At 67.8% G+C, this 25,531-nt stretch carries 29 protein-coding genes; 15 read left to right on the forward strand and 14 right to left on the reverse strand.

Translation table 11 applies throughout. The annotated features are described in order from the left end of the window. Positions 1–31: 31 nt before the first annotated feature. Positions 32–2,032: a potassium transporter Kup gene (locus ACK4E3_RS05350; protein WP_409697411.1), complete on the reverse strand. Its 2,001-nt coding sequence runs from the start codon at positions 2,030–2,032 to the stop codon at positions 32–34. Between the two features lie 146 nt (positions 2,033–2,178). Between ACK4E3_RS05350 and ACK4E3_RS05355 the strand changes: the two genes are divergently transcribed. Together ACK4E3_RS05355 and ACK4E3_RS05360 are read left to right on the forward strand one after the other, a co-directional pair. Next, positions 2,179–2,610 (forward strand): Rrf2 family transcriptional regulator, encoded by a 432-nt coding sequence (locus tag ACK4E3_RS05355; protein ID WP_409697413.1) that lies wholly within the window; start codon positions 2,179–2,181, stop codon positions 2,608–2,610. After that, entirely contained in the window at positions 2,610–3,410 is an 801-nt protein-coding gene (locus ACK4E3_RS05360; RefSeq protein WP_409697416.1) for an SDR family NAD(P)-dependent oxidoreductase, read from the forward strand. The genes ACK4E3_RS05355 and ACK4E3_RS05360 overlap by 1 nt, the downstream gene beginning before the upstream one ends. A gap of 23 nt (positions 3,411–3,433) precedes the next feature. Here the strand turns inward: ACK4E3_RS05360 and ACK4E3_RS05365 are convergent, their stop codons facing one another. After that, entirely contained in the window at positions 3,434–4,138 is a 705-nt protein-coding gene (locus tag ACK4E3_RS05365) for a MarC family protein (protein ID WP_409697420.1), read from the reverse strand. 75 nt (positions 4,139–4,213) lie between these two features. Between ACK4E3_RS05365 and pyrF the strand changes: the two genes are divergently transcribed. Beyond that, positions 4,214–4,945 (forward strand): orotidine-5'-phosphate decarboxylase, encoded by a 732-nt coding sequence (pyrF, locus tag ACK4E3_RS05370; protein WP_409697423.1) that lies wholly within the window; start codon positions 4,214–4,216, stop codon positions 4,943–4,945. Between the two features lie 8 nt (positions 4,946–4,953). Here the strand turns inward: pyrF and ACK4E3_RS05375 are convergent, their stop codons facing one another. After that, a complete protein-coding gene (locus ACK4E3_RS05375; protein WP_409697426.1) occupies positions 4,954–5,778 on the reverse strand; it encodes a hypothetical protein in 825 nt (274 codons plus the stop codon). Between the two features lie 226 nt (positions 5,779–6,004). After that, positions 6,005–6,238: a DUF1674 domain-containing protein gene (locus ACK4E3_RS05380; protein WP_409697429.1), complete on the reverse strand. Its 234-nt coding sequence runs from the start codon at positions 6,236–6,238 to the stop codon at positions 6,005–6,007. Between the two features lie 203 nt (positions 6,239–6,441). On the opposite strand from ACK4E3_RS05380, the gene htpX reads away from it, so the two are divergent. The 6 genes from htpX (at position 6,442) to ACK4E3_RS05410 (ending at position 11,244) form a co-directional block, all read left to right on the forward strand. Continuing rightward, positions 6,442–7,428, forward strand: a complete 987-nt coding sequence (htpX, locus tag ACK4E3_RS05385; RefSeq protein ID WP_409701093.1) for a zinc metalloprotease HtpX — start codon at positions 6,442–6,444, stop codon at positions 7,426–7,428. 125 nt (positions 7,429–7,553) lie between these two features. Beyond that, positions 7,554–8,780 carry an argininosuccinate synthase gene (locus ACK4E3_RS05390; RefSeq protein ID WP_409697432.1) on the forward strand — a complete coding sequence of 409 codons (1,227 nt, stop codon included), beginning with the start codon at positions 7,554–7,556 and terminating at the stop codon, positions 8,778–8,780. A 64-nt stretch (positions 8,781–8,844) separates the two neighbouring features. Next, positions 8,845–9,390 carry a hypothetical protein gene (locus ACK4E3_RS05395; RefSeq protein ID WP_409697435.1) on the forward strand — a complete coding sequence of 182 codons (546 nt, stop codon included), beginning with the start codon at positions 8,845–8,847 and terminating at the stop codon, positions 9,388–9,390. 91 nt (positions 9,391–9,481) lie between these two features. Further along, positions 9,482–9,892 (forward strand): hypothetical protein, encoded by a 411-nt coding sequence (locus ACK4E3_RS05400; protein ID WP_409697438.1) that lies wholly within the window; start codon positions 9,482–9,484, stop codon positions 9,890–9,892. Positions 9,893–9,937: 45 nt separating this feature from the next. After that, positions 9,938–10,603 carry a LysE family translocator gene (locus ACK4E3_RS05405; RefSeq protein ID WP_409701096.1) on the forward strand — a complete coding sequence of 222 codons (666 nt, stop codon included), beginning with the start codon at positions 9,938–9,940 and terminating at the stop codon, positions 10,601–10,603. A gap of 71 nt (positions 10,604–10,674) precedes the next feature. Continuing rightward, positions 10,675–11,244: a CC0125/CC1285 family lipoprotein gene (locus ACK4E3_RS05410; protein WP_409697441.1), complete on the forward strand. Its 570-nt coding sequence runs from the start codon at positions 10,675–10,677 to the stop codon at positions 11,242–11,244. A gap of 5 nt (positions 11,245–11,249) precedes the next feature. Here the strand turns inward: ACK4E3_RS05410 and ACK4E3_RS05415 are convergent, their stop codons facing one another. Beyond that, positions 11,250–11,993 (reverse strand): DUF6065 family protein, encoded by a 744-nt coding sequence (locus ACK4E3_RS05415; protein WP_409697444.1) that lies wholly within the window; start codon positions 11,991–11,993, stop codon positions 11,250–11,252. A gap of 57 nt (positions 11,994–12,050) precedes the next feature. Between ACK4E3_RS05415 and ACK4E3_RS05420 the strand changes: the two genes are divergently transcribed. The 4 genes from ACK4E3_RS05420 to ACK4E3_RS05435 all read left to right on the forward strand — a co-directional run bounded on the left by ACK4E3_RS05420 (position 12,051) and on the right by ACK4E3_RS05435 (position 14,523). Next, a complete protein-coding gene (locus ACK4E3_RS05420; protein WP_409697447.1) occupies positions 12,051–12,617 on the forward strand; it encodes a prolyl-tRNA synthetase associated domain-containing protein in 567 nt (188 codons plus the stop codon). 95 nt (positions 12,618–12,712) lie between these two features. Then, positions 12,713–13,612 carry a thioredoxin gene (trxA, locus tag ACK4E3_RS05425; protein ID WP_409697450.1) on the forward strand — a complete coding sequence of 300 codons (900 nt, stop codon included), beginning with the start codon at positions 12,713–12,715 and terminating at the stop codon, positions 13,610–13,612. A 27-nt stretch (positions 13,613–13,639) separates the two neighbouring features. Beyond that, positions 13,640–14,296 (forward strand): LON peptidase substrate-binding domain-containing protein, encoded by a 657-nt coding sequence (locus ACK4E3_RS05430; protein ID WP_409697453.1) that lies wholly within the window; start codon positions 13,640–13,642, stop codon positions 14,294–14,296. Between the two features lie 32 nt (positions 14,297–14,328). After that, positions 14,329–14,523, forward strand: a complete 195-nt coding sequence (locus ACK4E3_RS05435) for a Trm112 family protein (RefSeq protein ID WP_409697456.1) — start codon at positions 14,329–14,331, stop codon at positions 14,521–14,523. 2 nt (positions 14,524–14,525) lie between these two features. Here the strand turns inward: ACK4E3_RS05435 and lpdA are convergent, their stop codons facing one another. The 5 genes from lpdA to ACK4E3_RS05460 are packed head-to-tail and all read right to left on the reverse strand — an operon-like array spanning position 14,526 to position 20,544. Then, positions 14,526–15,965: a dihydrolipoyl dehydrogenase gene (gene lpdA, locus ACK4E3_RS05440; protein ID WP_409697459.1), complete on the reverse strand. Its 1,440-nt coding sequence runs from the start codon at positions 15,963–15,965 to the stop codon at positions 14,526–14,528. Positions 15,966–15,988: 23 nt separating this feature from the next. Continuing rightward, positions 15,989–16,483: a hypothetical protein gene (locus ACK4E3_RS05445; RefSeq protein WP_409697462.1), complete on the reverse strand. Its 495-nt coding sequence runs from the start codon at positions 16,481–16,483 to the stop codon at positions 15,989–15,991. A 37-nt stretch (positions 16,484–16,520) separates the two neighbouring features. After that, entirely contained in the window at positions 16,521–18,149 is a 1,629-nt protein-coding gene (locus tag ACK4E3_RS05450; protein WP_409697465.1) for a 2-oxo acid dehydrogenase subunit E2, read from the reverse strand. Positions 18,150–18,151: 2 nt separating this feature from the next. After that, a complete protein-coding gene (locus ACK4E3_RS05455) occupies positions 18,152–19,222 on the reverse strand; it encodes an alpha-ketoacid dehydrogenase subunit beta (RefSeq protein WP_409701099.1) in 1,071 nt (356 codons plus the stop codon). Between the two features lie 56 nt (positions 19,223–19,278). Continuing rightward, entirely contained in the window at positions 19,279–20,544 is a 1,266-nt protein-coding gene (locus ACK4E3_RS05460; RefSeq protein ID WP_409697468.1) for a 3-methyl-2-oxobutanoate dehydrogenase (2-methylpropanoyl-transferring) subunit alpha, read from the reverse strand. Positions 20,545–20,803: 259 nt separating this feature from the next. Between ACK4E3_RS05460 and ACK4E3_RS05465 the strand changes: the two genes are divergently transcribed. Then, complete coding sequence (locus ACK4E3_RS05465) at positions 20,804–21,304, forward strand: Lrp/AsnC family transcriptional regulator (protein WP_409697471.1); 501 nt, start codon at positions 20,804–20,806, stop codon at positions 21,302–21,304. A gap of 23 nt (positions 21,305–21,327) precedes the next feature. Then, on the forward strand, positions 21,328–22,275 hold the full coding sequence (locus tag ACK4E3_RS05470) for a pirin family protein (protein ID WP_409697474.1): 948 nt from the start codon (positions 21,328–21,330) through the stop codon (positions 22,273–22,275). A 7-nt stretch (positions 22,276–22,282) separates the two neighbouring features. On the opposite strand, the gene ACK4E3_RS05475 is transcribed toward ACK4E3_RS05470, so the two are convergent. Genes ACK4E3_RS05475 through ACK4E3_RS05490 form a run of 4 tightly spaced genes read right to left on the reverse strand, consistent with a single transcriptional unit; the run spans position 22,283 to position 25,486 of the window. Next, positions 22,283–22,657: a DUF6768 family protein gene (locus ACK4E3_RS05475; RefSeq protein ID WP_409697477.1), complete on the reverse strand. Its 375-nt coding sequence runs from the start codon at positions 22,655–22,657 to the stop codon at positions 22,283–22,285. A 1-nt stretch (position 22,658) separates the two neighbouring features. Next, on the reverse strand, positions 22,659–23,246 hold the full coding sequence (locus ACK4E3_RS05480; protein WP_409697480.1) for an RNA polymerase sigma factor: 588 nt from the start codon (positions 23,244–23,246) through the stop codon (positions 22,659–22,661). 32 nt (positions 23,247–23,278) lie between these two features. Beyond that, the gene (locus ACK4E3_RS05485) at positions 23,279–24,262 is read right to left on the reverse strand and encodes an alpha/beta fold hydrolase (RefSeq protein WP_409697483.1); all 984 of its coding nucleotides are present in this window, start codon (positions 24,260–24,262) and stop codon (positions 23,279–23,281) included. 27 nt (positions 24,263–24,289) lie between these two features. After that, positions 24,290–25,486: an AI-2E family transporter gene (locus tag ACK4E3_RS05490; protein WP_409697486.1), complete on the reverse strand. Its 1,197-nt coding sequence runs from the start codon at positions 25,484–25,486 to the stop codon at positions 24,290–24,292. Positions 25,487–25,531: the final 45 nt, after the last annotated feature.

The raw sequence follows: 25,531 nt of genomic DNA on the forward strand, positions 1-25,531 counted from the left end.
GATGATGCAGCCGGGGGGCGCTCGCGCCCTCTCACACCGTCACCTGCGCGCCCAGCTCGACCACGCGGCCCGGCGGGATGTGGAAGAAGTCGGTCGGATTGGCCGCATTGCGCATCAGGAAGATGAACAGGCGGTCCTGCCACAGGGGCATGCCCTGCTGGGCCGTGGGCACCACCGAGCGCCGCCCGAGGAAGAAGCTGGTGGCCATGATGTCGAACTTCAGCCCCTTCTTGCGGCAGATGCCCAGCGCCTTGGGCACATTGGGAATCTCCATGAAGCCGAACGACAGGATCACCTTCTGGAAGTCGTCGTTGATCGGCTCGATCCGCACCCGATCGGCCTCGCCCACGCGCGGCGCATCGGCGGTGCGCACGGTCAGTATGACGTTCTTCTCGTGCAGCACCTTGTTGTGCTTGAGGTTGTGCATCAGGGCCACGGGCGCGACCTCGGGGTCGGAGGTCAGGAAGATGGCCGTGCCCGGCGCGCGGTGCGGCGGTCGCGCCTGAAGCATCTCGACCAGATCGCTCAACGACACGGAATCGCGGCGGGTCTTGGCATTGAGGATCTGCACGCCGCGCGTCCAGGTCCACATGATCAGCACGATGGACGCTCCCATCAGCAGCGGGGCCCAGCCGCCCTGGGGCACCTTCAGCAGGTTCGAGCCGAAGAAGGCCAGGTCCACGATCAGGAACGGCGTCATGGCCAGCACCGTCCACGGCCACGACAGCCTGAAGCGATGACGGATGATGTAGAGCGCCAGCAGCGCGTCAACCAGCATGGCTCCGGTCACCGCCACGCCATAGGCACCGGCCAGCTGGCTCGATGTCGGAAAGATGGCCAGCAGCAGCAGCACACCCGTCAGCATCAGCATATTGACACTGGGCACATAGATCTGGCCGGCCTGGGTCTCGGAGGTGCGCAGGATGTTGATGCGCGGCAGCAGGCCCAGTTGCACAGCCTGCTGGGTGATCGAGAAGGCGCCCGTGATCACGGCCTGGCTGGCGATGATGGTGGCCAGGGTCGCCATGACCAGAATGGGCCAGTAGATAACCTCGGGCACCATGCCCCAGAAGGGGTTGAGGCGCGCATCGGGATTGTCGAGCACTAGCGCGCCCTGGCCCAGATAGTTCAGCATCAGGCACGGCAGCACGAACACCAGCCAGCCTGCACGGATCGGCGCCTTTCCGAAGTGGCCCATATCCGTATAGAGCGCCTCGGCACCCGTGACGGCCAGAAAGACAGCCCCTAGAATCACAAACCCCAGAAAGCCGTTTTCGATCAGGAAGATGGCTGCATAGTGCGGCGACAGGGCGCGCAGGATCGAGATGTCTGCGGCGATGTTCATCACCCCCAGCCCCGCCAGCAGCAGGAACCAGACGGTGGTGATCGGCCCGAAGGCTCTGGCCACGCTGGCCGTGCCGCGCGACTGCACCATGAACAGGGCGATCAGAATGCCCGCCGTGATCGGCAGCACATAGGGGGACAGCGCATGGCCGATGTTGGGTGCCGAGCGCAGGCCCTCCACGGCCGAGAGCACCGACACCGCAGGCGTCAGCACCCCGTCGCCATAGAACAGCGCCGCGCCGATCACACCCAGAAAGAACACCACCGTCGAGCGCCGCCCGATGGCCTGCTGCGTCAGGGCCATGAGCGACAGCGTGCCGCCCTCGCCCTTGTTGTCGAAGCGCATCAGGAAGAAGACGTACTTGACCGTCACCACCAGAATGAGCGCCCAGAACACCAGCGACACGGTGCCCAGCACGGCCAGCTCGGCCGTGCCCCCGCTTCGCGACTGGCCCAGGGCCTCGCGCATGGCATAGAGCGGACTGGTGCCGATATCGCCGAACACCACGCCGATGGCGCCAACCATCAGGGCCGTGAAGGCGCTGCGACTCTTGGGACCGGAACCATGGGCACCGTGCTGGCCCTCGCCCTCGGAGGAGGGAGTCACAGCAGAGCCATCATGTCCTGAACCTGGATTGTGCGGCGGGGCGGGGGGAGCGCCATCACCGCCGGGGCGGTCCCCAGCCATCATGATCCTCCGGACGCCGCAGAAAGCGCGGCACCGTCAAAGCGGCGTGGCCCTTACGCCCTTTCCGCCACCCTTTCAATCGTGGCGCTCATTGAGCGGTTGCATTTTGCGAAAAATCCGCGACACCTTGGGCAAAGGTTACAAAAATGTCAGACAGCCAGCGATTCCCTGTTGCCGCCCACGCGCTTGCCTATCTGGCGCATCGCAACGCCTATTCCCGAAACGAGGCTGTCCCGAGCGCGGCGCTGGCGGCCTCGGTGCCGACCAATCCGGTCGTGGTGAGGCGCGTGACCGCCATGCTGGCGCGCGCGGGCATGATCGGCACGCGCCCCGGTGCCCACGGCGGAGCCTGGCTTCTGGAGCCCGCCGAGGGCATCACGCTCGATCGCGTGCTCAAGGCCGTGAACGGCTCGGCCCATCTGGGTTGCCCGCCTCTGGGGGCCAAGGGCTGTCCGGTGGGCGAGCGCATCCCGCGTCAGCTCACCCAGGTGCTCAAGGCCGTGGACGAGGCTGCCGTGAAACGCCTGTCGGCCGTGACCGTGGCGGACCTGCTGGTCGAGCAGCCGATCCCCGCCTGATGCGCACGGCCCTGATCACCGGCGCATCCGCCGGGCTGGGTGCCGCCTTTGCACGCCAGATGGCCGCGCGCGGCTGGGCTCTGGCGCTGACGGCGCGCCGGGCCGATCGCCTCGACCAGCTGCGCGCCGAGATCGAGGCAGGCTATGGCGTGCCCGTTTCGACCTTTCCCCTTGATCTGTCCGCCCCCGGCGCAGCGCAAGACCTGTTCGATCAGGTCGGCGCGGCGGGCCTGCGTCCGGCGGCGCTCATCAACAACGCGGGTTTCTCGCGCACCGAGGGCTTTGCCCGAACACCCTGGCCCCGGCACGAGGCCATGGTGCGCCTCATGCTGGAGGCACCGCTGGCCCTCAGCCACCTGTGCCTGCCGGCCATGAAGGCCGAGGGCTTCGGGCGCATCCTCAATGTCTGTTCGCTGGCCGGCTTCATGCCCGCAACGGGCGGCGACACGCTCTATGGGCCGATCAAGAGCTTTCTCATCAAGGCCAGCATGGGCCTGCACATGGAGGTGCGCGAGCACGGCATCCATGTCAGCGCGCTGTGCCCCGGCTATGTCCTGACCGAGTTCCACGACGCCAACGGCTCACGCGAGCAGGTCTCTGCGGCCTATCCCGCCTTCATGTGGATGAGCGCCGAGGACGTGGTGCGTCAGGGGCTGGAGGCGCTGGAGGCCAATCGCCCGGTCCAGATTCCGGGGCGCATCAACAGCGCCATAGCAGGGATCGTGCGCGCCCTGCCCGACAGCTGGGGCCTGGCCCTCGCCGCGCGCCACGCCCGCAGGCTGGGCCGCGCCCAAAGCTGAGTGCGCTTAGCCCCTTCTGGCGATCACCCCCCGTGGCCACCGGCGGGATAGGGCGTGGTGACACCGGCGGCAAACATCCCCGGCAGGGCCTCGGACAGGCCCATCAGGATGAACTGGATGGCGAGCGCGCACAGGATCAGGCCCAGCACGCGCACGATGATGGCCATGCCCACATCGCCCAGAACCTTGGTGATCGGACCGGTCAGCCAGAAGCAGAACATGGTCAGAAGACCCACGCCCGCGATGGCCGCCAGGCCCGCCGCCGTGCCCGCCGGGCCGATGCGTGCCGCCTCGCCCGCCTGGATGATCACCGCCGAGATCGCACCGGGACCGATCAGCAGAGGCATGGCAAAGGGCACGACCAGCCGCTGGAACCTTCGCCGCGCATAGCCGCGCACGTCGCCCGTGTCGGTCGTGGGATCCACATCGGCGAACATCTTGAGGAAGTCCTCGCGCGCCATGTCGAGGCCCAGCAGCAGCAGAAGGATGCCGCCCGCGATGCGGAACGCCGCCAGCGAGATGCCGAAGAACTCCAGCAGCGCCAGGCCGGTAAAGAAGAAGAAGGCGAGGAAGGCGACGATGAACAGGGCGATATAGACGCTGACGCCGCGCCGCTGGGCCGCCGTCGCACCGATGGTGGCCGCCGCAAAGATCGGGATGTTGCCGATGGGATCGACCAGGGCGAACAGCGCCACGAACAGGTTGACCCCAAGCTCAAGCGCGTTCATCACCAGCTCCCAGCCGCAAAAAGTCCTTCACTCGTGCGCCTAGGCCGGAACCGGGCCCTGCGCAAGGAGCAAGTCATGTCCGCTGAAAACCCCGCCGTGCCGTCGTGTGATCCGCGCCTCATCGTGGCCCTCGACCATGCAGGCGTGGACGAGGCGCGCGCGCTCGTGCAGCTGCTGGGCGATCGGGTCTCGTTCTACAAGGTGGGTCTCACCCTGCTGGCGGCGGGCGGCGTGTCGTTCGCGCGCGAGCTGGGCCTTTTGGGCAAGCAGGTCTTTCAGGACTGGAAGCTGCACGACATCGGTGCCCAGGTCGAAGGCGCGGCCATGGCCATTGCATCAGGCGGCTGTGATCTGCTCACGGTTCACGCCGAGCCGCAGGTCATGCGCGCGGCGGTGCGCGGCCGCGATCAGGGCGGCCCTGGCACGCGCATCCTTGCGGTGACGGTGCTGACCTCGCTGTCGCACGACGATCTGCGCGAGATCGGCTATGGCGAGAGCCCCGAGTCTCTTGTCGAGCGCCGCGTGGCCCAGGCCATCGACTGCGGCGTGGACGGGGTGGTGGCAAGCCCTCTGGAGGCCGCCAGGGTGCGCCAGGTCGCTCTGGACAGAGGCCGCGCGGACTTTCTCGTCGTGACGCCGGGCGTGCGCCCCGAAGGCTCCGATGCCGACGATCAGCGCCGCATCGCCACGCCCCAGTCCGCGCTGGGCTCTGGTGCGACACATCTGGTGGTGGGCCGCCCGATCACGGCCGCGCGCGATCCTCGCGCCGCCGCCGCCGCCGTCATCGAGGACATGAGCGCCGCCTGATCGCCCGCTCAGCGGTCGACCAGATAGACATCCTCGCAGTAGCAGTCCCGGCCATAGCCATGGCGGTAGCTCTGGCGGTATCTCACGCCATGTCCGCTGTAGGACGGCGGGCGATCGTCATTGTAGCCATAGACGTCGCGATAGCCGGGGCCGGGGCGCGGCGAGGCGTGGCCGCGCTGGATGTGGCTGCGCTGGCCATAGCGGCTGTAGCCCTGATAGCCATAGGGCTGATAGCCGTAGCCGGTGGTCCGGGCATGATGATAGGGCACCGCCCCGTGGTAGCCGCCAACGTGATAGCCCCCCACGTGATAGCCCCCCACGTGATAGCCGCCCACTGGCACCGAATAGCCCGTCGCATTGTGGCCGGTGGCCGAATAGGCCCGCACGCGCGTCTCGTCCACGCGCACACTGGCATAGCCATAGGCATTGGGATGACCATAGGCCGGGTGGCCCGGATGGATCGGAGGGGCGGGAGGCGGCGGTGCGCTGTACTCGGGGCTCCAGCTTCTCTGGCGGGCCTGATAGGGCTGGCCATAGCTCGCGTGCCCATAGCCCGAATACCCGTAGCCATGGCCGGGCTGGCCATAGTGACCCTGACCATAGCCCGGTTGCCCGTAGCCGGAATGCCCGTAGCCGGGCTGGCCGTAGTGACTCTGGCCATAGTGACTCTGGCCATAGTGACTCTGGCCATAGGTGATGCTGCCGCTGAGGCCCTGATGATAGCGCGGCTGGGCCTCGCTGACGCTGGCCGCCATCATGAGCACGGCCAGAACGCCCACGCCTGTGATGATCCGCTGCGCTTTCAGCCGCGAACGCGCCTCAGGCGGTCCCATCGCGCCCCTCGGCTGGCTTAGGATCGGCTCCCATGCGCTGACGCCGCGCGTCATGCCTGTGTGAAACGCCCTGCCGGCGTATGTCCCGCCCAGTCTGCCGTGTCCTGCCCTTTGCATGACCCTGCCCTCGCCCGTGCCTGCGTGCCTCTTGCACCCGTGAACGAGGCGTTAACGCGCCAGCATGGCCCGCGGTTCGCTTTCCCCTTTCAGGCGAGGGGAGCCACGATCAGAAATCGACGGCGAGACCCTTCTTTTCCCAGTCGCCATAGCGGGTCGGCTCGGGGCCGCGACGCCCGCCCTGCTCGGGGGCCAAGGTGGCGGCCTGCGCCTTCGCCTGCCGCTGCATCGCTTCTTCGAGCGCACGGCGCGCAGGCGCGCTCAGCACCTTGTCCTGGGCCGCATCGGGCAGGTCGGGATTGAGGCGGGGGGCATCGGACGGGGCGCTTTGGGTCTCGCTCATCGGCTCACCTCGGGTCGGCAGGGCCGGGCGCGCGGGGCGCCCCGGTTGCGGGCCGGAAAATCTTGAGTCCGGCCCTCAGACACCCCAGATAGGGGCAACGGAGCTCGTGCGCCAGCGCGCAGGGGCGCCCCTGTTCTTTGTGCTCGTGCCCGCTGCTTGTCAGCAACCCCAGTTCTCGCGTCTGTTCGGATGTCAGCCCCATGATGAACCACCTTCGCACCTTCATCCTGCTCGCGGCCCTGACCGCGCTTTTTGTCGGCGTCGGCTATCTGCTGGGCGGGGCGACCGGCATGATCGTGGCCCTGGCCTTTGCGCTGGTGATGAACGTCGTCAGCTACTGGAACGCCGACAAGATCGTGCTGCGCCTCTACAAGGCCGAGCTGGTGGATGAGCGCCACCCCGATCCGGTGGTGCGCGCCTATGTCGCCGACACGCTTCAGATGGCGCGCGATGCCGGCCTGCCCGCCCCGCGCGTGGCCATCATTCCCAACGATCAGCCCAATGCCTTTGCCACGGGTCGCAATCCCCAGAACGCCGCGGTCGCCGCCACCACGGGCCTGCTGCGGATGCTGGACCGGCGCGAGGTGCGCGGCGTCATGGCCCACGAGCTGGCCCATGTGAAGAACCGCGACACCCTGACCATGACCGTCACGGCCACCGTGGCCGGGGCCATATCGGCACTGGCGAACTTTGCCCTGATCTTTGGCGGCGGGCGCGAGCGGCCCGGCGGCATCATCGGTGTGCTGGCCATTGCCCTGCTGGCCCCCATGGCCGCAGCCCTGGTGCAGATGGCCATTTCCCGCGCCCGCGAATACGAGGCCGACCGCATCGGTGCCGAGATCGCCCGCGATCCCGAAGCCCTCGCCTCTGCCCTGCAAAAGATTGAGGCATACGCCAAGCGCGCCGTGAACCTGCCCGCCGAGCGCAACCCGGCCACCGCGCACATGTTCATCATCAATCCGCTCAACGGCAAGGGCGCGGACAACCTGTTCTCGACCCATCCGGCGACGGGCAACCGCGTCAAGGCCCTGATGGAGATGGCACGCAAGCTGGGCGGCGCGCGCCCGCTCAGCGGCGACTACCGCTCCGCGCAATATGGTCACGACGCGGGCGCCTATGCGCCTTCCGCCACCGCCGTGCCCGCCAGCGAGAACACGAGCCCGACACGACCGCGCGGTCCCTGGGGCTGACGCCGCAAAAAGGCCGCTTGCATCTCGCCGCCCATGGTTCTTTAAGCGCGCCCTAGTCAGGCGGCGTCTCGCACGCCGCCGCCCCTGCCACCTGCGGGTCCGCCCGCACAGACAAGGCCGCTGCCATGACCACCGCCCCGCGCAAGGTCGTCCTCGCCTATTCCGGCGGGCTGGACACCTCCATCATCCTCAAGTGGCTGCAGAGCGAATATGGTGCGGAGGTCATCACCTTCACCGCCGATCTGGGCCAGGGCGAGGAGCTGGAGCCCGCGCGCGAGAAGGCGCTCAAGCTCGGCATCAAGCCCGAGAACATCTTCATCGACGATCTGCGCGAGGAGTTCGTGCGCGATTACGTGTTCCCCATGTTCCGCGCCAATGCGGTCTATGAGGGGCTGTACCTGCTGGGCACCTCCATCGCCCGCCCGCTGATCGCCAAGCGCCAGATCGAGATCGCCCGCCAGCTCGGCGCGGACGCCGTCTGTCATGGGGCCACGGGCAAGGGCAACGATCAGGTGCGCTTCGAGCTGGGCTACTATGCGCTGGAGCCCGACATCCGCGTCATCGCCCCCTGGCGCGAGTGGGAATACAAGTCCCGCGAAGCCCTGCTGGCCTTTGCCGAAAGCCACCAAATCCCGATCTCGAAGGACAAGCGCGGCGAGGCCCCCTTCTCGGTCGATGCCAACCTTCTGCACTCGTCATCCGAGGGCAAGGTGCTGGAAGACCCCGCCGTGGAGGCGCCCGAGTTCGTCCACCAGCGCACCATCTCGCCGGAAGACGCGCCCGACCAGCCCACCATCATCACCATCGCCTTCGAGAAGGGCGATCCGGTCGCCATCGACGGCGAGGCCATGAGCCCGGCCACCTTGCTCACGCGGCTCAACCAGCTGGGCCACGACAACGGCATCGGCCGGCTCGATCTGGTCGAGAACCGCTTTGTCGGCATGAAGTCGCGCGGCGTCTACGAGACGCCCGGCGGCACCATCCTGCTGGCCGCGCACCGGGGCATGGAGTCCATCACCCTGGACCGCGGCGCCATGCACCTGAAGGACGAGCTGATGCCGAAATACGCATCGCTCATCTACAACGGCTTCTGGTTCAGCCCCGAGCGCGAGATGCTCCAGGCCGCCATCGACCACAGCCAGCAGAAGGTCTCGGGCAGCGTGCGCGTCAAGCTCTACAAGGGCAATGTCACGGTCATCGGCCGCGAGAGCCCGCACAGCCTCTACGATCAGGAGCTGGTCACCTTCGAGGAGGGCGCGGTCGCCTACGATCACCGCGACGCCGAGGGCTTCATCAAGCTGAACGCCCTGCGCCTGCGCGTGCTGGCCAAGCGCGAGAACCGCGAGGGCTGAGCGCCGTATGGCATCCGCTCGCTTCAGGGGTATGATCGCCCCTGAAGCCTGAGGAGTTCCGGCCATGCTGATCCGCATTCTCGTCGCCAGCGTTCTCGTCTTTTCCCTCACGCTCGCAGCCCATGGCGCCCAGCCCTCGGGCTCAATCATGGATGAGGCCTATCGAGAGGCGCGGGTCGAGCATTACGAGGAACAGATCAGGCAGATGCGCGGCGAGATTGATGTCGCCATCGACGCGGGCGGCGGTCCCGTCGTGATCATGGCGGCTGTCGACGAGATTCTGGCCCGCTACCAGCCGGAGTTCGAAAGCTTCGCTGCCCTCTACGACGCGGTGATGGAAGTCTGGATCGCCGAGGAAGAGGACGCCGAGGTTCTCGCCTATCTCATCGCCGCGAGAGCAGAGATCATTCCTGCCATTCTGGCCGTTCCGGGCCAGGTCAGGGCTGAGATCGAGGCTGAAGTGGCACCGCCGGTTCGGTCCAAGGGCCATGCGTCCCCGGTTGCGATGGAGCCCCTGAACCCGGCCTCCTTTCTGGAGCGACTCGATCGGCTGGCCCACAACAACGCAATCGGGCGGCTCGATCTGACCGGGAACCACGAGCGCGGCTGAGGCCGGGCGCTGTCGCAGTCCATCGGGCCAGTTGCCATGCCCGCCGGGATGGTCCACGCTTGAGCCGCATCATCGGAGTTTCAGAAAAACCATGCGTATCCTTCCCGCTCTCGCCGCCGCCTGCCTTCTGGCGGCACCCCTCGCCCTGCCCGCCAGCGCACACGCCACCGTCGCCACCCAGAGCGCGGACCCTCAGGCCGAGGCGCGCATTCAGGCTGCCGCCGACCGCTTCAGCACCCTGATTGCCGATCTGGACACCCAGGCCGCAGTGATCCGCGAGGACGAGAGCCTGACCCCCGAGCAGCGCGAGAGCCGCATCCTTGCACTGATCGCGCCCCATCAGGCCGAGATCGACACCTTCATCGCCGCTCTGGTCCAGTACACCATCGACACCGCCGAGCCGGACGAGCGCGAAGAGATCGAGGCCAGCGCCGACATGGTGAGCATGATCCTGCAATCGACCATCATCCGCGCCCTGGTCGAGGGGCCTGACGCGCAGTAACCTTCCGGCCCTTTGGCCGCCCTGTCGCTCACCTCCCCGCGCGCCATGATCCTGCCGGTCGATCCCAAGCTCTACGCCGCCTTTCTGGGCGTGATGGCGGTCATGGCTGTGACGCCGGGACCGGCCAATCTGTTTGCCGTGGCCACGGGGGCCTCGCGGGGCAAGAGCGCGGCCCTGCTGGGCGTGCTGGGCATGAATGTGGCCACCCTCGTGTGGTTCGCGGCTGCGGCGCTGGGGCTCGGCGCCATGATCACGGCCTTTCCCGAGGCTTTCGCGGTCATTGCCGTGCTGGGCGGGCTCTATGTGGCGTGGCTGGGCGTGAGAACGATCCGCGCGGCGCTGGCACCCCGGCCGGGCGTCCCGCCTTCGGGCCATGACGAGCAGATGAGCGCGCGCATCTCGCGGCGGCGCAGCGCGCTCATCGACGGTTTCATGGTCCAGATCGCCAACCCGAAGGCCGTGCTGTTCTTCACCGCCGTGCTGCCGCCTTTCCTCGATGCAGCAAGACCCGTGGTCGCCCAGCTTTCCCTGTTCGCCGCCGCGACCATCGGCATGGATGTGATCGCCATGAGTGCCTATGGCCTGGGCGGCGCGGCCCTGTCGGCGCGCATGACCCGCCCGGCCTTTCGCAAGGGTTTCGACCTGATGGTGGGGGCTCTGCTGCTCGCCGCATCGGCCCTGATCCTGCTGCGCGGTCAGGGCGTGATCTAGCGGAACGCAACCGCAAGGTCGGGCATTTCACCTGCCTAGGCTGCACAACCCTTTTCGCGGGAGAAACCGCCATGCGTCGCCTGAACACCAGCTTGTCCACCCCCCTGCGTCTGTCGCTTATCGCCGCAGCCACGCTCGCTCTTGGCGCCTGCGCCACCGCCACGCCCTATCAGGCGGCAGGCACGGGCTCGGCGGGCGGGGGCTATTCCGAGGTGCGGCTGGAGCAGAACCGCTATCGCGTCGTGTTCGCGGGCAACTCGCTCACCTCGCGCGACATGGTCGAGATGAGCCTGCTCTATCGCGCTGCCGAGCTGACCACCCAGAACGGCTATGACTGGTTCACCACCGTGGGCCGCGCCACCGATCGCGACACCCGCTATGTGGGCACGCCCGATCCGTTCTTTTCCAGCCGCTACGGCCCCTACTGGTCGCCCTACTGGCGTTTCCACCGCCGCAACGCCTGGTCGCGCTGGGATCCCTTCTGGGGGCCGAGCTTCGATGTGCGCGAGGTCAACCGCTACGAGGCGTCGACCGAGATCGTCATGGGTCGAGGGCCGGTGCCCCGCCAAGACCCCAACGCCTTCGATGCGCGCGAGGTCATCAGCAATATCGGCCCGCGCCTGGCGCGCCCGGCGGGCTGAGGGCCTCAGACCCCCATGCGCATGGCCTTGAGCCGGCGCTTGTTGACGTGTTCGGCAGGCGCCGGCCCCATTTCCTCGGGCAGCTCGCCCTTGAAGTAGTAACGCTGCCAGCTCTCGCGCACCGCGTCGGGATCGCCCAGGCTGAGGCGCTTGTTGAAGTCGGTGCGCTGGCGGTTCCACGCGTCGAACTGGCCCTGCATGACCGGGTTCGAGCTGAGCTGCTTCATCACAGGCTGCACCTGATCGAGCTTACGGTGCTCGATCAGGGTGATGAAGCAGTAGGGTTCGCCCCGCTCGAAGCGGATGCGGCCCTTGCGCGTGAATATCCAGTTCATGGTGAAGGGAAACGGCAGCCAGTCCGTCTCGATCAGGCCCACCAACGGCTGAATGCCGTCCTTGACGTGGTTGGGCGGCCCTGAGGCCAGCATCCCCCAGCCCGGCGGCGTGCGGAACAGGTACTGGGGATGCATGGTCAGCACCCCGCCCGAAAAGTGCGACGACACCAGATGCGCGAAGTCGGGATAGGGCTGGTCGGGCGTGATGTGGATGTCGGCCTGATGCGGCCCGCCGTTCCACTCGGCCGTGAAGCCGACCGGGCACAGGATTTCCCAACCCGTGGTATTGGCCATGTTCAGCGGCAGGCAGCGATAGGGATGCCGGTTCGAAAAGCGGTCCATCCAGGCGCGCTGCTGGCGCCCCGGCACCATGTCCGGCGGGCGCGGGCTCATGGGGTAGCACTCGAGTTCCATCAATGATCGGTCCCGGTTAGTGTCTCTCGACACCTAACCGATTTTGACGCCCCTGCAATGGCACCTGACGATCCAGCCGCATCCGGCGCATCAGCCCCCGATCCTGCCCGGCATACGCCCCAGACCCTGATCGAGGCGATGCACGAACTGGGCCTCGCTCCCGTCACCCACTGGCACGCCCCGGTGTTCCGCGTCGAGGAGGGTCACGCCATCAAGGCGGCCATGGCCGGGGTGCACACCAAGAACCTGTTTCTCAAGGACAGGAAGGGGCGGCTCTGGCTGGTCTCTGCGGCGCAGGATACCGCCATCGACCTGAAGCGCCTGCCCGGCGTGATCGGATCGGAGCGCCTGTCGTTCGGGCCGGAGGCCCTGATGATCGAGACGCTGGGCGTGCGCCCCGGCGCCGTCACCGCGCTGGGCCTGATCAACGATGTGCACCGGCGGGTGACCTTTGTGCTCGATGCGCGCCTGCACGAAGCCGGGATCGTCAACTTTCACCCGCTGACCAACGAAGCGACCACGGGCCTTTCGCGCGAGGCCTTCGCCCGGTTTCTGGATCATGTGGGCGCACGGGGCGTGGTGGTCGACTTCGAGCGCCTCGAAGTGGTCGGTCGATTGAACTGAGGGCCTGATGCCACCATCTTGCGCCTGTGGGCGTTGAGCTATCGGGACGCCCCTCTTCTATCGTGTCACGAACAGCGAGCTTTCGCGGAGCCTTCATGTCCTTTGCCGACCCGACCTCGAGCCTGCCCGACGATCTGATCCTCGACGGCACCGACGCCAGCTTCATGAAGGATGTGGTCGAGGCCTCGCGCAGCCAGCCCGTCCTGGTCGATTTCTGGGCCTCGTGGTGCGGGCCGTGCCGCCAGCTGACCCCTGCGCTGGAGAAGGCGGTGCGCGCGGCCAAGGGCAAGGTGAAGCTGGTCAAGATCGACGTGGACGCCAACCCCGCCTACGCCCAGCAGCTGCGCGTGCAGTCCATCCCCACCGTCTATGCCTTCAGGAACGGCCAGCCGGTCGACGGTTTTCAGGGTGCCATTCCCGACAGCCAGCTCAAGGCCTTCATCGAGCGCCTGACCGGCGAGGCCACGGGTCCGTCCGATGTGGACCAGCTATTGTCGCTGGGCGCGGAGTCCATGCAGCTCGGCGATCTGGGCGGCGCGGCCCAGGCCTATGCCCAGGCCATGCAGCTGGAGCCCGACAACCCGCGCGCCATCGCGGGTATGGCGCGGGTTTATCTGGCTGACGGCGATACCGAACAGGCGCGCCAGACCATCGCCATCGCCCCGCCCGACTCCAAAGACCCCGAGGTGCTGAGCGTGCGCGCCGCCCTCGCCCTGGGCGCTGCCGAAGCGCCTTCGGACACGGCGGCGCTGGAAGCGCGCGTCAGCGCCAGCCCCGACGATCATCAGGCCCGCTTCGATCTGGCCGAGGCTCTGGCCGCCGGCGGCCAGCTTGAGGGCGCCGTCGATCACCTGCTGGAGATCGTGCGTCGTGACCGCGAGTGGAACGATCAGGCCGCGCGCAAGAAGCTGCTGGTCGTGTTCGATGCGGCGGGTGCCAACTCCGAGATCGCCCGCTCGGGGCGGCGTCGCCTGTCGTCAATCCTGTTTGCCTGACGCGCGAAGGAGCGAGCCGAGCCGATCATGGGACACAGCTACATCAAGGCTTCCGATCTGCCCTCGATCCTGCCGCTGTTCCCGCTGAACGGCGCGCTACTGCTGCCGCGCGGCCAGCTTCCGCTCAATATCTTCGAGCCGCGCTATCTCAACATGATCGACGATGTGATGGCGGGCGAGCGGCTGGTGGGCATGATCCAGACGCGCGGCGAGAACCTGCTGTTGCCCGAACTGGCGCGTGTGGGCTGTGCGGGGCGCATCACCGCCTATGCCGAGACGTCCGATGGCCGCTATGTCGTGACCCTGACCGGCATCTGCCGCTTTCGCCTCGGCCCCGAGCTGCCTGCGGGCTCGCCCTATCGACAGGCGCGGGTGGACTGGCAGCCCTACGAGTCCGATCTCAAGGCCGAGAGCACCATCACCGGCTTTTCGCGCGAAGCCTTTCTAGCCTCCCTGCGCCGCTATCTGCACGGGCGTGCGCTCGATCTGGACTGGGAGACCGCCGAGGCGGCCCCGCCCGAGGCCCTGGTCAACTCGCTCGCCATGGCCCTGCCCTTCGATCCGGCCGAGAAGCAGGCCCTGCTGGAAGCTGACACCCTGGAGGCGCGCTGCCGCTGCCTGACCGCCATCTTGCAGATCGATGCGGTCGACCCCGGCGACGAAGGCCCGCCCCCCGTCCAGTAGCGCCAGCCCTGCGCCCATGCCATAGCAGCCTGATGAGCGAGAGATTCAATACGCCCCCCCGCATGGACCCGCGCCTGCTTGAGGTGCTGGTCTGCCCCGTCACCCATGCGCCGCTGAAGTGGGATGCCAAGGCCGGCGAGCTGGTCTCGACCGCGGCCCGCCTCGCCTTTCCGGTGCGCGATGGCGTGCCGATACTGATCGTCGACGGGGCACGCCCGCTGGACTGAACTCAGATGTGAATGGCGTGACCCAGCGCGCGCAGGCTCGCCTCATGGAAGGCCTCGCCCAGCGTCGGGTGGACGTGGATGACCCCGGCCACATCCTCCAGCACCGCGCCCATCTCCAGCATCTGGGCAAAGCTGTTCGACAGCTCCGAGACGTGCTGGCCCACGGCCTGGATGCCGAGAATGCGGTGGTCGGCCTTGGATGCGATCACCCGCACGAAGCCTCCGTCCTCGCCCGCCTCGATGGCCAGCGCCCGCCCGATGGCGGCGAAGGGGAACACCGAGGTGATCACGTCGTCACGGCCCTTCACATCGTCGGGACCAAGCCCGGCCGAGACGATCTCGGGCTCGGTGAAGCACACGGCGGCGATGGTCACGGGATCAAAACGCCTTTCCCCGGCGCTACCGCCCGCTGCCTGAGCGCGACCTGCGATGATCTCGGCCACCATCTCGCCCTGGGCCGAGCCCTTGTGCGCCAGCATGGGCTCGCCGGTCAGGTCGCCGACCGCCCAGACGTTCTTCATCGAGGTGGCGCAGCGGTCGTCGATCTTCACGAACGGACCGTCCATGGCGATGCCCATGGTCTCAAGGCCCCAGCCCTTAGTGCGCGGGCGACGGCCCACGGTCACGAGCACCTTGTCGGCCTTGAGTCTGAGCGCCTTGCCGTCCTTGTCGGTGACATTCAGGGCGCCCTTTTCAAACGATCCGGCCCTGGCGCCCAGCAGCAGCTCAACGCCGTGCTTCTGCATCCACTTCGCCACCGGATCGGTCAGGGCCCTGTCATAGAGCGGCAGGATGCGCTCGGCCATTTCCACAACCGTGACCTCGGCGCCCAGCTTGCGATAGGCGATGCCCAGCTCAAGCCCGATGTAGCCGCCGCCGACCACCACCAGCCTGCCCGGCACCTTGTCCAGCGACAGGGCCTCGGTGGACGAGATCACGTCGCCGCCGAACGGCAGGAACGGCAGCTCGACCGGCTCGGATCCGGTGGCCAGTATGACGTGCTCGGCGCTGATGGTGATGTCGCCGTCGGTGGTCTTCACCGTGCAGGTCTTGGCATCCGAGAAGGTCGCCCAGCCATGGATCACCTTCACCTTGGCTTTCTTCAGCAGGGCCGCGACGCCGCCGTTCAGCTTTTTGACGATGCCGTCCTTCCACGCCACCGTGGCCTTCAGGTCGATGGCGGGCCTTGCCGCCGTGATGCCCAGCGTGCCACCGTCCGCCGCCCTCGCCACGGTCTCGAACTTCGAGGCCGCATGGATGATCGCCTTGGACGGAATGCAGCCGACGTTCAGACACGTTCCGCCCAGCGCCGCCTGACCCTCTGCGTTGCCGCCATCGACCAGCACGGTGTCGAGGCCCAGCTGGCCACAGCGGATCGCCGCGACATAGCCGCCCGTCCCTGCGCCGATGATGAGAACCTTGGGGGTGATGGTCTGGGTCATGGTCTAGCCGTTGCGGGAGGAAATCAGGGCTGAATCTCTGCGACCAGCTCAAGGATTATGCGGAACAGCGGATCGCTCTGGTGAGCGCCTTCGACCGTGGCCGAGACGCCCTCTCTCAGGGTTGCGGCATCCTGGGGGATCATGGCGATGGCCAGGGCGCCGACCTCGGGGGTCCAGCCCACGCTGCAAAAGCCGAGCTGGTTCCAGGAAAAGCGGTAGGTGCCGCGCACCACCTCCTCGCCCTTGATGATCCAGGCGGGCTCCAGCGTCGCAAAGCCGAACGCCTCACAGGCACGCTCGCCGGGATCACCGGGCAGGTTCATGCTGGCGCGGTTACGCGCTGCGGCAATGCACTCGGCAGGGTCGGTCCGCTCCACCGCCGTGACGCGGCCCACGAAAACAGCGCCCGCGTTCTCGGTATCGTTCGACGCATTGGTCGTCGTCGACACACAGGCCATGGCCGGCGCGGCGAGTGCAAGTCCGGCGGCAGCAAGGCCAAGGATACGCATTTTCACCATGACGTCCTCCAGGTTGAAACGCAGATGCAGTCTTGACTCACCCCATCCACAGCGTTGCGGGATGCTCCAGCAGGCCCTTGATGCGCTGCACGAACACCGCCGCGTCATGCCCGTCGACGATGCGGTGATCGAAGCTGGACGACAGGTTCATCATCTTGCGCACGACCATCTGGCCATCGCGCACCACGACCCGCTCCTGAATCTTGTTGGGGCCGACGATGGCCACTTCGGGGTGGTTGATGATGGGGGTGTGTACCACCCCGCCCAGCGTGCCCAGCGAGGTGATGGTGATGGTCGAGCCGGTCAGCTCCTCGCGCTTGGCCGTGCCGGATTTGGCCGCTTCGGCCAGCCGCGCGATCTCGGCGGCGGTGTCATAGGGGTCGCGCGCCTCGGCATGGCGGACCACCGGCACCATCAGCCCGCTGGGCGTCTGGGCGGCGATGCCCAGATGCACCGCTGCGTGCTGGGTCAGTATGCCCGCCTCGTCGTCATAGTGGGCATTGATCTGGGGCTGGTCGCGCAGGGCCACCACGATGGCGCGGGCGATGAAGGGCAGCACGTTCAGCTTGGCCCTGCCGGTCTTCTTCGCCTCGGCGTTCAGATGGGCGCGCAGCTCCTCCAGCGCCGTGACGTCGATTTCCTCGACATAGGTGATGTGCGGAATGCGCCGTACGCTCTCGGCCATTTTCTCCGCGATCTTGCGGCGCAGGCCGATGATGCGCACCTCGCTGGTGCCCTGCGCCTGCTGATAGCCGGACGGCGAGGATGCGGGTGCCGAAATCCCCTGACCGCGCGTGGCCAGATAGGCGTCGAGATCGCCGTGGTCGATGCGCCCCGCCGGTCCCGATCCGGGCACGAATTGCAGGGCAATGCCCATGTCATGGGCGCGCGCGCGCACCGCAGGAGAGGCGAGCGGACGCACGCCGGGCGTCTGGGGCTGGCGCGCCCTCTCTTGAACCTCTTGGGCCGGGCGCGAAGCTGACGGCGCGGGGGGCGACGCCTTTGCAGGCGAAGGCGTCTCCCGACCAGTCTCAGCCTTGGCGGCAGGCGCAGCGCCATCGCCCGCAAAGCTGACCAGAGGCCCACCCACGGCCAGCGCCTGTCCGGGCGTACCGTGCAGCACCGCGATGGTGCCATCGAAGGGGCTGGTGATCTCGACGGTGGCCTTGTCGGTCATGACCTCGGCGAGGATCTGATCCTCATGCACCTGATCGCCGATCTTGACGTGCCAGGCGACCAGCTCGGCCTCGGCCGTGCCCTCGCCCACGTCAGGCAGCTTGAACACCTTGCCGATGCCCGCGTGCACCCCTGCGGGCGCGGGCGCAGGCTCAGACTCACGCGCAGACTTGGCTGCAGTCTCGGGGGCCGCAGTCTCGGGGGCCTCAGGCTCGGGGGCTTGCGCCTCGGCAGAGGCATTGCCCGCGCCCTCGACCTCGAACTCGGCCAGGGGCCCGCGCACCGCGATCATCTGGCCGGGCTCACCATGCAGGCGGGTCACGCGCCCGCTCACCGGCGAGGTGATCTCGACGGTGGCCTTGTCGGTCATGACATCGGCGATCAGCTGATCTTCGCTGACCTCGTCGCCCGCCTTGACGTGCCAGCCCACCAGCTCGGCCTCGGCGGTGCCTTCGCCCACGTCGGGCAGCTTGAACACATAGCGACCCATTCTCAGCGGCCTCCCGTCATGACACTCTTGAGCGCCTCGGCCACGCGCGCCGGGCCGGGGAAGTATTCCCACTCGAAGGCGTGCGGATAGGGCGTGTCCCATCCGGTCACGCGCATGATGGGCGCCTCCAGATGATAGAAGCAGCGCTCCTGCACCAGGGCGCTCAGCTCGGCGCCATAGCCGCTGGTCCTGGGGGCCTCGTGCACGATCACGCAGCGACCGGTCTTCTTCACGCTCTGCTCGATGGCCTCGATGTCCAGCGGCACGAGGCTGCGCAGGTCGATGACCTCGGCGTCGACGCCCGCGTGCTCGGCCCCGGCCAGCGCCACCCAGACCATGGTGCCATAGGCGAGGATGGTCACGTCCGCGCCCTCGCGCATGATGCGCGCCTTGCCCAGCGGCTCGACGTAGTGGCCGGTCGGCACCTGGGCCAGTTCCTGCGCCTTCCAGGGCGACACCGGCTTTTCGTGCCAGCCGTCGAAGGGGCCGTTGTAGAGGCGCTTGGGCTCGAACACGATGACCGGATCGTCGTCCTCGATGGCGGCGGTCAGCAGGCCCTTGGCATCATAGGGGTTGGAGGGGATGACCACCTTCAGCCCGGCGATGTGGGTGAACAGGCTCTCGGGGCTCTGGCTGTGGGTCTGGCCGCCGAAGATGCCCCCGCCATAGGGGCTGCGGATGGTGATGGGGGCGGTGAACATGCCCGCCGAGCGATAGCGCAGCTTGGCCGCTTCCGAGACGATCTGGTCGTAGGCCGGATAGATGTAGTCGGCGAACTGGATCTCGACCACCGGACGCAGGCCATAGGTGCCCATGCCGATGGCGGTGGCGACGATGCCGCACTCCGAGATCGGCGCATCGAAGCTGCGCGTCAGCCCGTGCTTTTCCTGCAGCTTGTCGGTGACGCGGAACACGCCGCCGAAATAGCCCGCGTCCTGACCATAGCTGAGCACATCGGGATCGCGGGCCATGGCCACGTCGAGCGCCGAGTTGAGCGCCTGGATCATGTTCATGGGCTGCACGACCCCGTCTGCGGGGGCCTCGGAGGGGGGCGCATGGCCCGCATCGACCATGTCCGGCTCGATGCCGTCGTTCTGGTCGGCCCTGGTGAAGGTCTCGTTGTCCATGCTCACACCCCCACCTCGCGGCGCTGTTCGATCAGGCGCCAGTCCGGTTCCTTGAACACGTCCTCGAACATGGTCTTAACGCTGGGGCGCGACTGGCCCAGCGTGCCGGTGGCGTCGGCGATGCGGCCTGCTTCGCGCACCTCCTGCTCGGCGGCCTTGACGGCCGCCTCATGCGCCTCGTCGCTCCAGACGCCCAGCGCGATCAGATGGGCCTTGAGCCGCGCGACCGGATCGCCCAGCGGCCAGTGGTCGTATTCGTCGCCGGGGCGATAGCGGCTGGGATCGTCCGAGGTCGAGTGCTGGGCCGCGCGATAGGTGAACAGCTCGATCACCGTGGCCCCGAGGTTGGCCCTGGCGCGCTCATAGGCCCACTCGGTCGCGGCCCAGACGGCGAGGAAGTCGTTGCCGTCCACCCGCAGGCACGGCAGGCCATAGCCGATGGCCTTGGAGGCAAAGGTGGTCTCCAGACCGCCCGCAATGCCCTGGAAGGAGCTGATGGCCCACTGGTTGTTGACGATGTTCAGGATCACCGGCGCGCGATAGACGGCGGCAAAGGTCAGGGCGTTGTGGAAGTCGCCTTCCGCCGTGGCCCCGTCACCGATCCAGCTGATCGCCACCTTGTCGTCGCCGCGATAGGCGCTGGCCATGGCCCAGCCGACCGCCTGGGGCACCTGGGTGCCGAGATTGCCCGAGATGGTGAAAAAGCCGTAGTCCTTCGAGGAATACATGATGGGCAGCTGGCGGCCCTTCACCGGATCGTCCGTGTTCGAATAGATCTGGTTCATCATGTCGACCAGCGGATAGCCGCGCGCGATCAGCAGGCCCTGCTGGCGATAGGTCGGAAAGCCCATGTCCTGAGGCGACAGCAGCATCCCTTGCGCGACCGCGATGGCCTCCTCGCCCGTGCACTTCATGTAGAAGCTGGTCTTGCCCTGGCGGTGGGCGCGATGCATCCGGTCGTCGAAGGCGCGCGTCAACAGCATGGCCTTCATGGCCCGCACCAGGGTCTCGGGCGCGACCTTCGGTGCCCACGGCCCCACGGCCTCGCCCGCATCGTTCAGCACGCGGATCAGGCGAAAGGCGTGCTCGCGCGTGTCGGCGGGCGCGCAGTCCACCGGCGGGCGCTGCACCGCCCCGGCCTCGTCGAGCACGATGTGCGAGAAGTCGGGCGCATCGCCGGGACGCGCGGGCGGCTCGGGCACCCTCAGCGAGAGGCTCGGCGCGTTGCGGCCCTTTTGCGGACCGTCTCGGGACGTGGTCTTGCTCATGTCCGTTCCTGTGTGGCGCAAACGTCGGTGACAAGGCCGGAAGCCGCAGCGCCGGCGCGGGCTCACCTCGCGGACCCTTCAGGGCCTCCTATCAGGTGCGCGCAGGGCGGTCACGGTCCAGCCCGGCGTCTGCGGGGGCGGTGTCGTTCCTCATGATGCTCATACCATGCGAGCCCCTGATGGTCTTGCCAAAGTTAAGCCCCTTATGGCAAGGTTATCAGCATGATTGTTTCACGAAACTGCCAATTCGGGGCACGATTTGACCGATCCTCTCGATCCCGTTGACGCCCGCATCCTGGACATCCTCCAGTACGATGCCGGGCTCTCGGTGGCCGAGGTCGCCGAGCAGGTCGGGCTGTCGGCCTCGCCATGCTGGCGCCGCATCAAGAGACTGGAGGATGGCGGGCTGATACGCAAGCGCGTCACCCTGCTCGATCCCGGGAAACTGGGCCTGAACTTCGAGGTCTATGCCATCGTCAAGCTGACCCTGCCCTCGCGCGAGAACCTTGAGGCGTTCGAAAGCGCGGTCGGCGCATGGCCCGAGGTGATGCAGTGTGCCACCATCACCGGGCGCGAGGACTATGTGCTGCGCATCGTCACCTCGGACATGCACGCCTTCGACCGCTTCCTGCGCGAGAAGCTGCTGTCGCTGGGGCTTGTGTCGGACTGCGAGAGTCATATCGTGACGCGGGGGGTCAAGAACGTCACCGCCCTTCCGCTGGAGCGCATCACCCCCCATCTGGTCCGGGAGTCGGGCTGAGGATCGAACCGAGGAGCACACCCATGATCGAAATGGTGATCGACGCCCGCAAGAAGGATCTGGGAGGTTTCGAGGTCGGCCGCGTCCTGCCGTTCGCGCGCCGGCGCATGGTCGGGCCGTTCATCTTTCTCGACCAGATGGGGCCCGCCGAGTTCGCCCCCGGCGCCGATGCGGTCAATGTGCGCCCGCACCCGCACATCGGGCTTTCCACCCTGACCTATCTGTTCGAGGGTGAAATCCTGCACCGCGACAGCCTCGGCTACACCCAGCCCATCCGCCCCGGCGAGGTGAACTGGATGACGGCCGGGCGCGGGATCGTGCACTCCGAGCGCACCGACCCGGTCCGCATCCGCACGGGCGGCAAACTGCACGGCATGCAGGCCTGGATCGCCCTGCCCGACGACAAGGAAGAGGTCGAGCCCTCCTTTGCCCACCATCACGGCAGCGACGACCTGCCGGCCTATGAACAGGGCGGGCTGTTCGCGCGTCTGGTCGCGGGCGAGGCCTATGGCGCAAAAGCCGCGGTCGAGACCGCCTCGCCGCTGTTCTATGTGCACTGGGAAATGGCCGAGGGCGTGCGCACCGCGCCGCCGCCCGGCCGCGGCGCAGGCGGCATGAGCGAGCGGGCGCTCTATGTGGCGCGCGGCGAGGTCGAGATCGGCGATCACACCTTCTCCGAAGGCCAGATGGTGGTGCTGGAGCCCCACGCCGAGCCGACCGTGAAGGCCCTGCGGCCCTCCAGCGTCATGGTGCTGGGCGGCGAGCCGGTGGGCGAGCGCATCATCTGGTGGAACTTCGTCTCCTCCAGCCAGGCCCGCATGGATCAGGCCAAGGCGGACTGGGCCGCCGGGCGCATGAAGCTGCCCCACGAGGACGATCTGGAGTTCATTCCCCTGCCCGACGAGCCCTCGGTAAAGTCTGCGCCAGAGCCCGCCCCCCAGCCGAAGCCCGAGCCGACGCACCCGGTCTGAATGTGCCCTAGCGGCGGCTCACCAGCAGGGCTTCGAGACGGCGGATCTCATTGCGAAGCTGGTTGATGTGGATCACGGGCCACAGCGACAGCTTGATGATCAGCGACATCAGCACCAGCACGCCCGCGCTCAGCCCCCAGCGCAGCGCGCCCAGCACCTCGACCTCGCCAAAGAAGCGCCAGGCGCAATAGGCACCGGCCACGAACAGCAGCGTCTGGGCCACCATCATCAGCATGCTGACCGCCCCGGTCCGACCCCTGAACAGGGCCAGCGTCTGATCGATATAGCCGGGCTCCTCGCCCAGGCGCGCCAGCAGCGCGCGCTCCTCGGCATCGAGGGCCGTGCGGATGGCTTCATCCTCGTCGGATCGGTCATGAGTCATGTCAGTCTCCTTGCAGGGCAAGCCTCAGCCTCGCTCTGGCGTGCAACAGGCGGGTCTTGACGGTCCCCGCCGGGGTATCGAGCGCGACGGCGATCTCGGCCACGCTCATGTCCTCGAAATAATGAAGGGTGATGGCCGCGCGCTGGTCGGGCGGCAGGGCGCGGATCGCGCGATGTAGGGCATCGGTCTCGGCGGCCCGCTCGGGGCTGTCGGCGCTGGCGCACGCCTTGTCGCTGCCGCCCTCGTCGGCCCGCAGCGCGCTGTGCAGGGCGCGCTGGCGCACCTTGGCCCCCACCATGGCCGCGCACTGGCGGGTCACCATGCGATAGGCGAAGGCAGGAAAGGCATGGGCATCGCGCAGGGCGGGCAGGGCTTCGATGATGCGCGCCCATGAGCCCGAGACAGCCTCGCGCGCCTCGTCCGCATCCCCCAGCAGGCGCCAGGCGTGGGCACCCAGCTTGGGAGTCCATGTGCGCACCAGAAGCGAGAGGGCGGCCCGCTCGCCCCTGCGGGCATCATCGACCAGGCGGGCGGCCTGCACGCGCCTCAGCCAGATCTGCCTGTCTTGTCTCGGATCGTCGCCCAGCATGATCCCTAGGTGCGCCGATGTACCGATCCGGTTCAATTTTCGCGTTCGATTGCCGCGATGAAATCATGCAGCAGGGCGCTGACCTCGGCCGCTCGCTCCTGCTGGATCCAGTGTCCGGCGCCCTCGATGACGTGGCGCGCGCGCAGGTCCGCGAGGCTCTCGCCAAGGCGCGCCTCGTCCGCACCGGCATAGTGGCGCACCGGATCGTGACTGCCGGTGATGAACTGGGCGGGCGGCGCGGGCCGCACATCCTGCCACGGCGCGGTGGTGCGCCAGTTGTCGTCCATGGCGCGATACCAGTTGAGCGGGGCCTCGAACCCGCCCTTGGTGAAGGCGCGCACATAAAGATCGAAGTGCGCCTCGCTCATCCACGCAGGCAGGCGCGCCGCGTCGCTGATCGAGCCCGTCATGTCCACGCCCGGCGCCAGAAAGCCCGTGTGGCGCTCGCTCCCGGGCGTGGCCCCGTCATAGGCGTAAAACATCTTGCGCAGCGCCGTGGCCGGATCGGCCTCCAGGGCCACATGGGCACCCCCGTCCTGAAAGCGCGAGATGTAGAGATCACCCCGCCCGAGGCGCTGGGCCATGGCCTGCATGGCGCGCGTGGGCGGACCATGGCTGCGGCGCGGCTGGAAGGGCACGCTGAGGCCCGTGACCGAGCGGGTCATGTCGGCGCGCAGCAGGGCACAGTGCCAGGCCACCGCCGCGCCCCAGTCGTGCCCGACGATGTGGGCGCTGCTTTCGCCCTCGCCGCGGATCAGGGCCCAGATGTCGCCGACCAGAGCGTGAATGCCATAGGCCTCGACCCCTTCGGGCCGGCCCGATTCTCCATAGCCGCGCATGTCCGGTGCCAGAACCCGCAGGCCCGCCGCCGCCAGCGCCTCGATCTGGGCGCTCCAGCTGATCGCCAGTTCGGGAAAGCCGTGGATCAGCACCACCAGGGGCGCACCGGGCGCGCCCGCCTCCAGAACGCTCAGGCGCACGCCCTCGCCATCGCGCTCGGTTCTGGTGATGATCATGTGCTCTCCCCGGCCCCTGGCAAGGGATCAGGCGCCTTTCGGGCTGCCGTCCTCGCCGAACACGTCCTCTTCCAGATACACGCCCTTGAGGATGACGAACACGCAAACCGCCATGGGCGCGGCCAGCACCACCCCCAGAGGGCCGAACAGCGCCGCCGAGATGATGATGGCGAACAGGGCGATCACGGGCGGCAGGGCCACCATGCGCTTCTGCATCAGGGGGATGAGAATGTTCCCCTCGGCCTGCTGGATGACGACATAGAGCACGATCGTCCACAGCATCATCTCCGGCCCGATGGTGGCGGCCAGCAGTATGGCGGGAATGAAGGCGAGGATCGGCCCCACCAGGGTCACGAACTCCAGCGCCCCGGCGATGATGCCCAGAGCCAGCGGCGAGGGCAGTCCGATGGCCCATGCTCCCAGCCCCGTCACCACGCCGATGATCACCATGGTGATGAGCTGGGCCAGAATCCAGCGCTTCAGCCCCGTGCCCGCCAGCTCTATGGCCCGTCCGGTCTTTTCGGCGGCGCGCTTGTTGATGCGCTCGACCAGGGCCACGGCGCCCGAGCGATAGGACTGCGGATTGAGCGCAAGGAACAGGCCCGCGAACACCACGAGACCCAGCTGGCTCAGCACCGTGACCACCAGGGCCGCGAAGGCTCCGACATTGGCGAAGATGTCGACCGGCAGGCGCGGTGCCGAGCCGCCGGCAGCGGTTTCCGGCGTCGGCACGGCAAGGTCCGCCTCGCTGCCCTCGCCCTCACCGGCATCAGGCGTCAGCCCCATCTGTTCGATCATGGCATCGAGCCGCTCGACGACCTCGGCCCCGAAGGGCAGACGGGTCAGCTGCTCCCGAAGCGCCGCCCAGGCACCGGGCAGCTGCTCGGTCAGGGCGCTGAGCTGGCTTTCGATCTCGCGTCCGAACGCCCATGCGCCCACGCTGATCAGGACCAGCAGGCTGACCAGCGCGGCCAGCACCGCCAGCCTCTGGGGCAGCTTCAGATAGCGCTCGAACGGCTCGGCGATGGTGCGCAGCAGCACCGCCAGCAGAATCGCTCCGAACAGCAGCAGCAGGATGTGGTTCAGCTTCCACACCAGCAGGCCCGCCACCACCAGCATCGCCGCCAGCCAGACCTGCTGGCGGCGGGCGCGCGTCTCGCTGCTGCCCGGCGGCGACGGGGGCGTGGGTGCGGCGTCTTTCAGCTTGCGGAACAGTGAGGCCATGGGCCGCTAACGCCCTGAATGACCATGCGTTGCCCCGGCAGGGCC

Source organism: Brevundimonas sp. (genome assembly GCF_046299595.1).
In the GTDB taxonomy this organism is placed as follows: domain Bacteria; phylum Pseudomonadota; class Alphaproteobacteria; order Caulobacterales; family Caulobacteraceae; genus Brevundimonas.

Bases quoted from the DNA above. Each gene is read 5' to 3' on its own strand.
- ACK4E3_RS05355 (WP_409697413.1), top strand. From the start codon at position 2,179: ATGTCAGACAGCCAGCGATTCCCTGTTGCCGCCCACGCGCTTGCCTAT.
- trxA (WP_409697450.1), top strand. From the start codon at position 12,713: ATGTCCTTTGCCGACCCGACCTCGAGCCTGCCCGACGATCTGATCCTC.
- ACK4E3_RS05455 (WP_409701099.1), bottom strand. From the start codon at position 19,222: ATGGTCGATGCGGGCCATGCGCCCCCCTCCGAGGCCCCCGCAGACGGG.
- ACK4E3_RS05475 (WP_409697477.1), bottom strand. From the start codon at position 22,657: ATGACTCATGACCGATCCGACGAGGATGAAGCCATCCGCACGGCCCTC.
- ACK4E3_RS05405 (WP_409701096.1), top strand. From the start codon at position 9,938: ATGATCCTGCCGGTCGATCCCAAGCTCTACGCCGCCTTTCTGGGCGTG.
- ACK4E3_RS05430 (WP_409697453.1), top strand. From the start codon at position 13,640: ATGGGACACAGCTACATCAAGGCTTCCGATCTGCCCTCGATCCTGCCG.
- ACK4E3_RS05390 (WP_409697432.1), top strand. From the start codon at position 7,554: ATGACCACCGCCCCGCGCAAGGTCGTCCTCGCCTATTCCGGCGGGCTG.
- ACK4E3_RS05450 (WP_409697465.1), bottom strand. From the start codon at position 18,149: ATGGGTCGCTATGTGTTCAAGCTGCCCGACGTGGGCGAAGGCACCGCC.
- ACK4E3_RS05490 (WP_409697486.1), bottom strand. From the start codon at position 25,486: ATGGCCTCACTGTTCCGCAAGCTGAAAGACGCCGCACCCACGCCCCCG.
- ACK4E3_RS05460 (WP_409697468.1), bottom strand. From the start codon at position 20,544: ATGAGCAAGACCACGTCCCGAGACGGTCCGCAAAAGGGCCGCAACGCG.
- lpdA (WP_409697459.1), bottom strand. From the start codon at position 15,965: ATGACCCAGACCATCACCCCCAAGGTTCTCATCATCGGCGCAGGGACG.
- ACK4E3_RS05485 (WP_409697483.1), bottom strand. From the start codon at position 24,262: ATGATCATCACCAGAACCGAGCGCGATGGCGAGGGCGTGCGCCTGAGC.
- ACK4E3_RS05400 (WP_409697438.1), top strand. From the start codon at position 9,482: ATGCGTATCCTTCCCGCTCTCGCCGCCGCCTGCCTTCTGGCGGCACCC.
- ACK4E3_RS05360 (WP_409697416.1), top strand. From the start codon at position 2,610: ATGCGCACGGCCCTGATCACCGGCGCATCCGCCGGGCTGGGTGCCGCC.
- ACK4E3_RS05435 (WP_409697456.1), top strand. From the start codon at position 14,329: ATGAGCGAGAGATTCAATACGCCCCCCCGCATGGACCCGCGCCTGCTT.
- ACK4E3_RS05420 (WP_409697447.1), top strand. From the start codon at position 12,051: ATGGCACCTGACGATCCAGCCGCATCCGGCGCATCAGCCCCCGATCCT.
- ACK4E3_RS05445 (WP_409697462.1), bottom strand. From the start codon at position 16,483: ATGGTGAAAATGCGTATCCTTGGCCTTGCTGCCGCCGGACTTGCACTC.
- ACK4E3_RS05380 (WP_409697429.1), bottom strand. From the start codon at position 6,238: ATGAGCGAGACCCAAAGCGCCCCGTCCGATGCCCCCCGCCTCAATCCC.
- ACK4E3_RS05470 (WP_409697474.1), top strand. From the start codon at position 21,328: ATGATCGAAATGGTGATCGACGCCCGCAAGAAGGATCTGGGAGGTTTC.
- ACK4E3_RS05395 (WP_409697435.1), top strand. From the start codon at position 8,845: ATGCTGATCCGCATTCTCGTCGCCAGCGTTCTCGTCTTTTCCCTCACG.
- htpX (WP_409701093.1), top strand. From the start codon at position 6,442: ATGAACCACCTTCGCACCTTCATCCTGCTCGCGGCCCTGACCGCGCTT.
- ACK4E3_RS05480 (WP_409697480.1), bottom strand. From the start codon at position 23,246: ATGCTGGGCGACGATCCGAGACAAGACAGGCAGATCTGGCTGAGGCGC.
- ACK4E3_RS05415 (WP_409697444.1), bottom strand. From the start codon at position 11,993: ATGGAACTCGAGTGCTACCCCATGAGCCCGCGCCCGCCGGACATGGTG.
- ACK4E3_RS05365 (WP_409697420.1), bottom strand. From the start codon at position 4,138: ATGAACGCGCTTGAGCTTGGGGTCAACCTGTTCGTGGCGCTGTTCGCC.
- ACK4E3_RS05350 (WP_409697411.1), bottom strand. From the start codon at position 2,032: ATGGCTGGGGACCGCCCCGGCGGTGATGGCGCTCCCCCCGCCCCGCCG.
- ACK4E3_RS05375 (WP_409697426.1), bottom strand. From the start codon at position 5,778: ATGGGACCGCCTGAGGCGCGTTCGCGGCTGAAAGCGCAGCGGATCATC.
- ACK4E3_RS05410 (WP_409697441.1), top strand. From the start codon at position 10,675: ATGCGTCGCCTGAACACCAGCTTGTCCACCCCCCTGCGTCTGTCGCTT.
- pyrF (WP_409697423.1), top strand. From the start codon at position 4,214: ATGTCCGCTGAAAACCCCGCCGTGCCGTCGTGTGATCCGCGCCTCATC.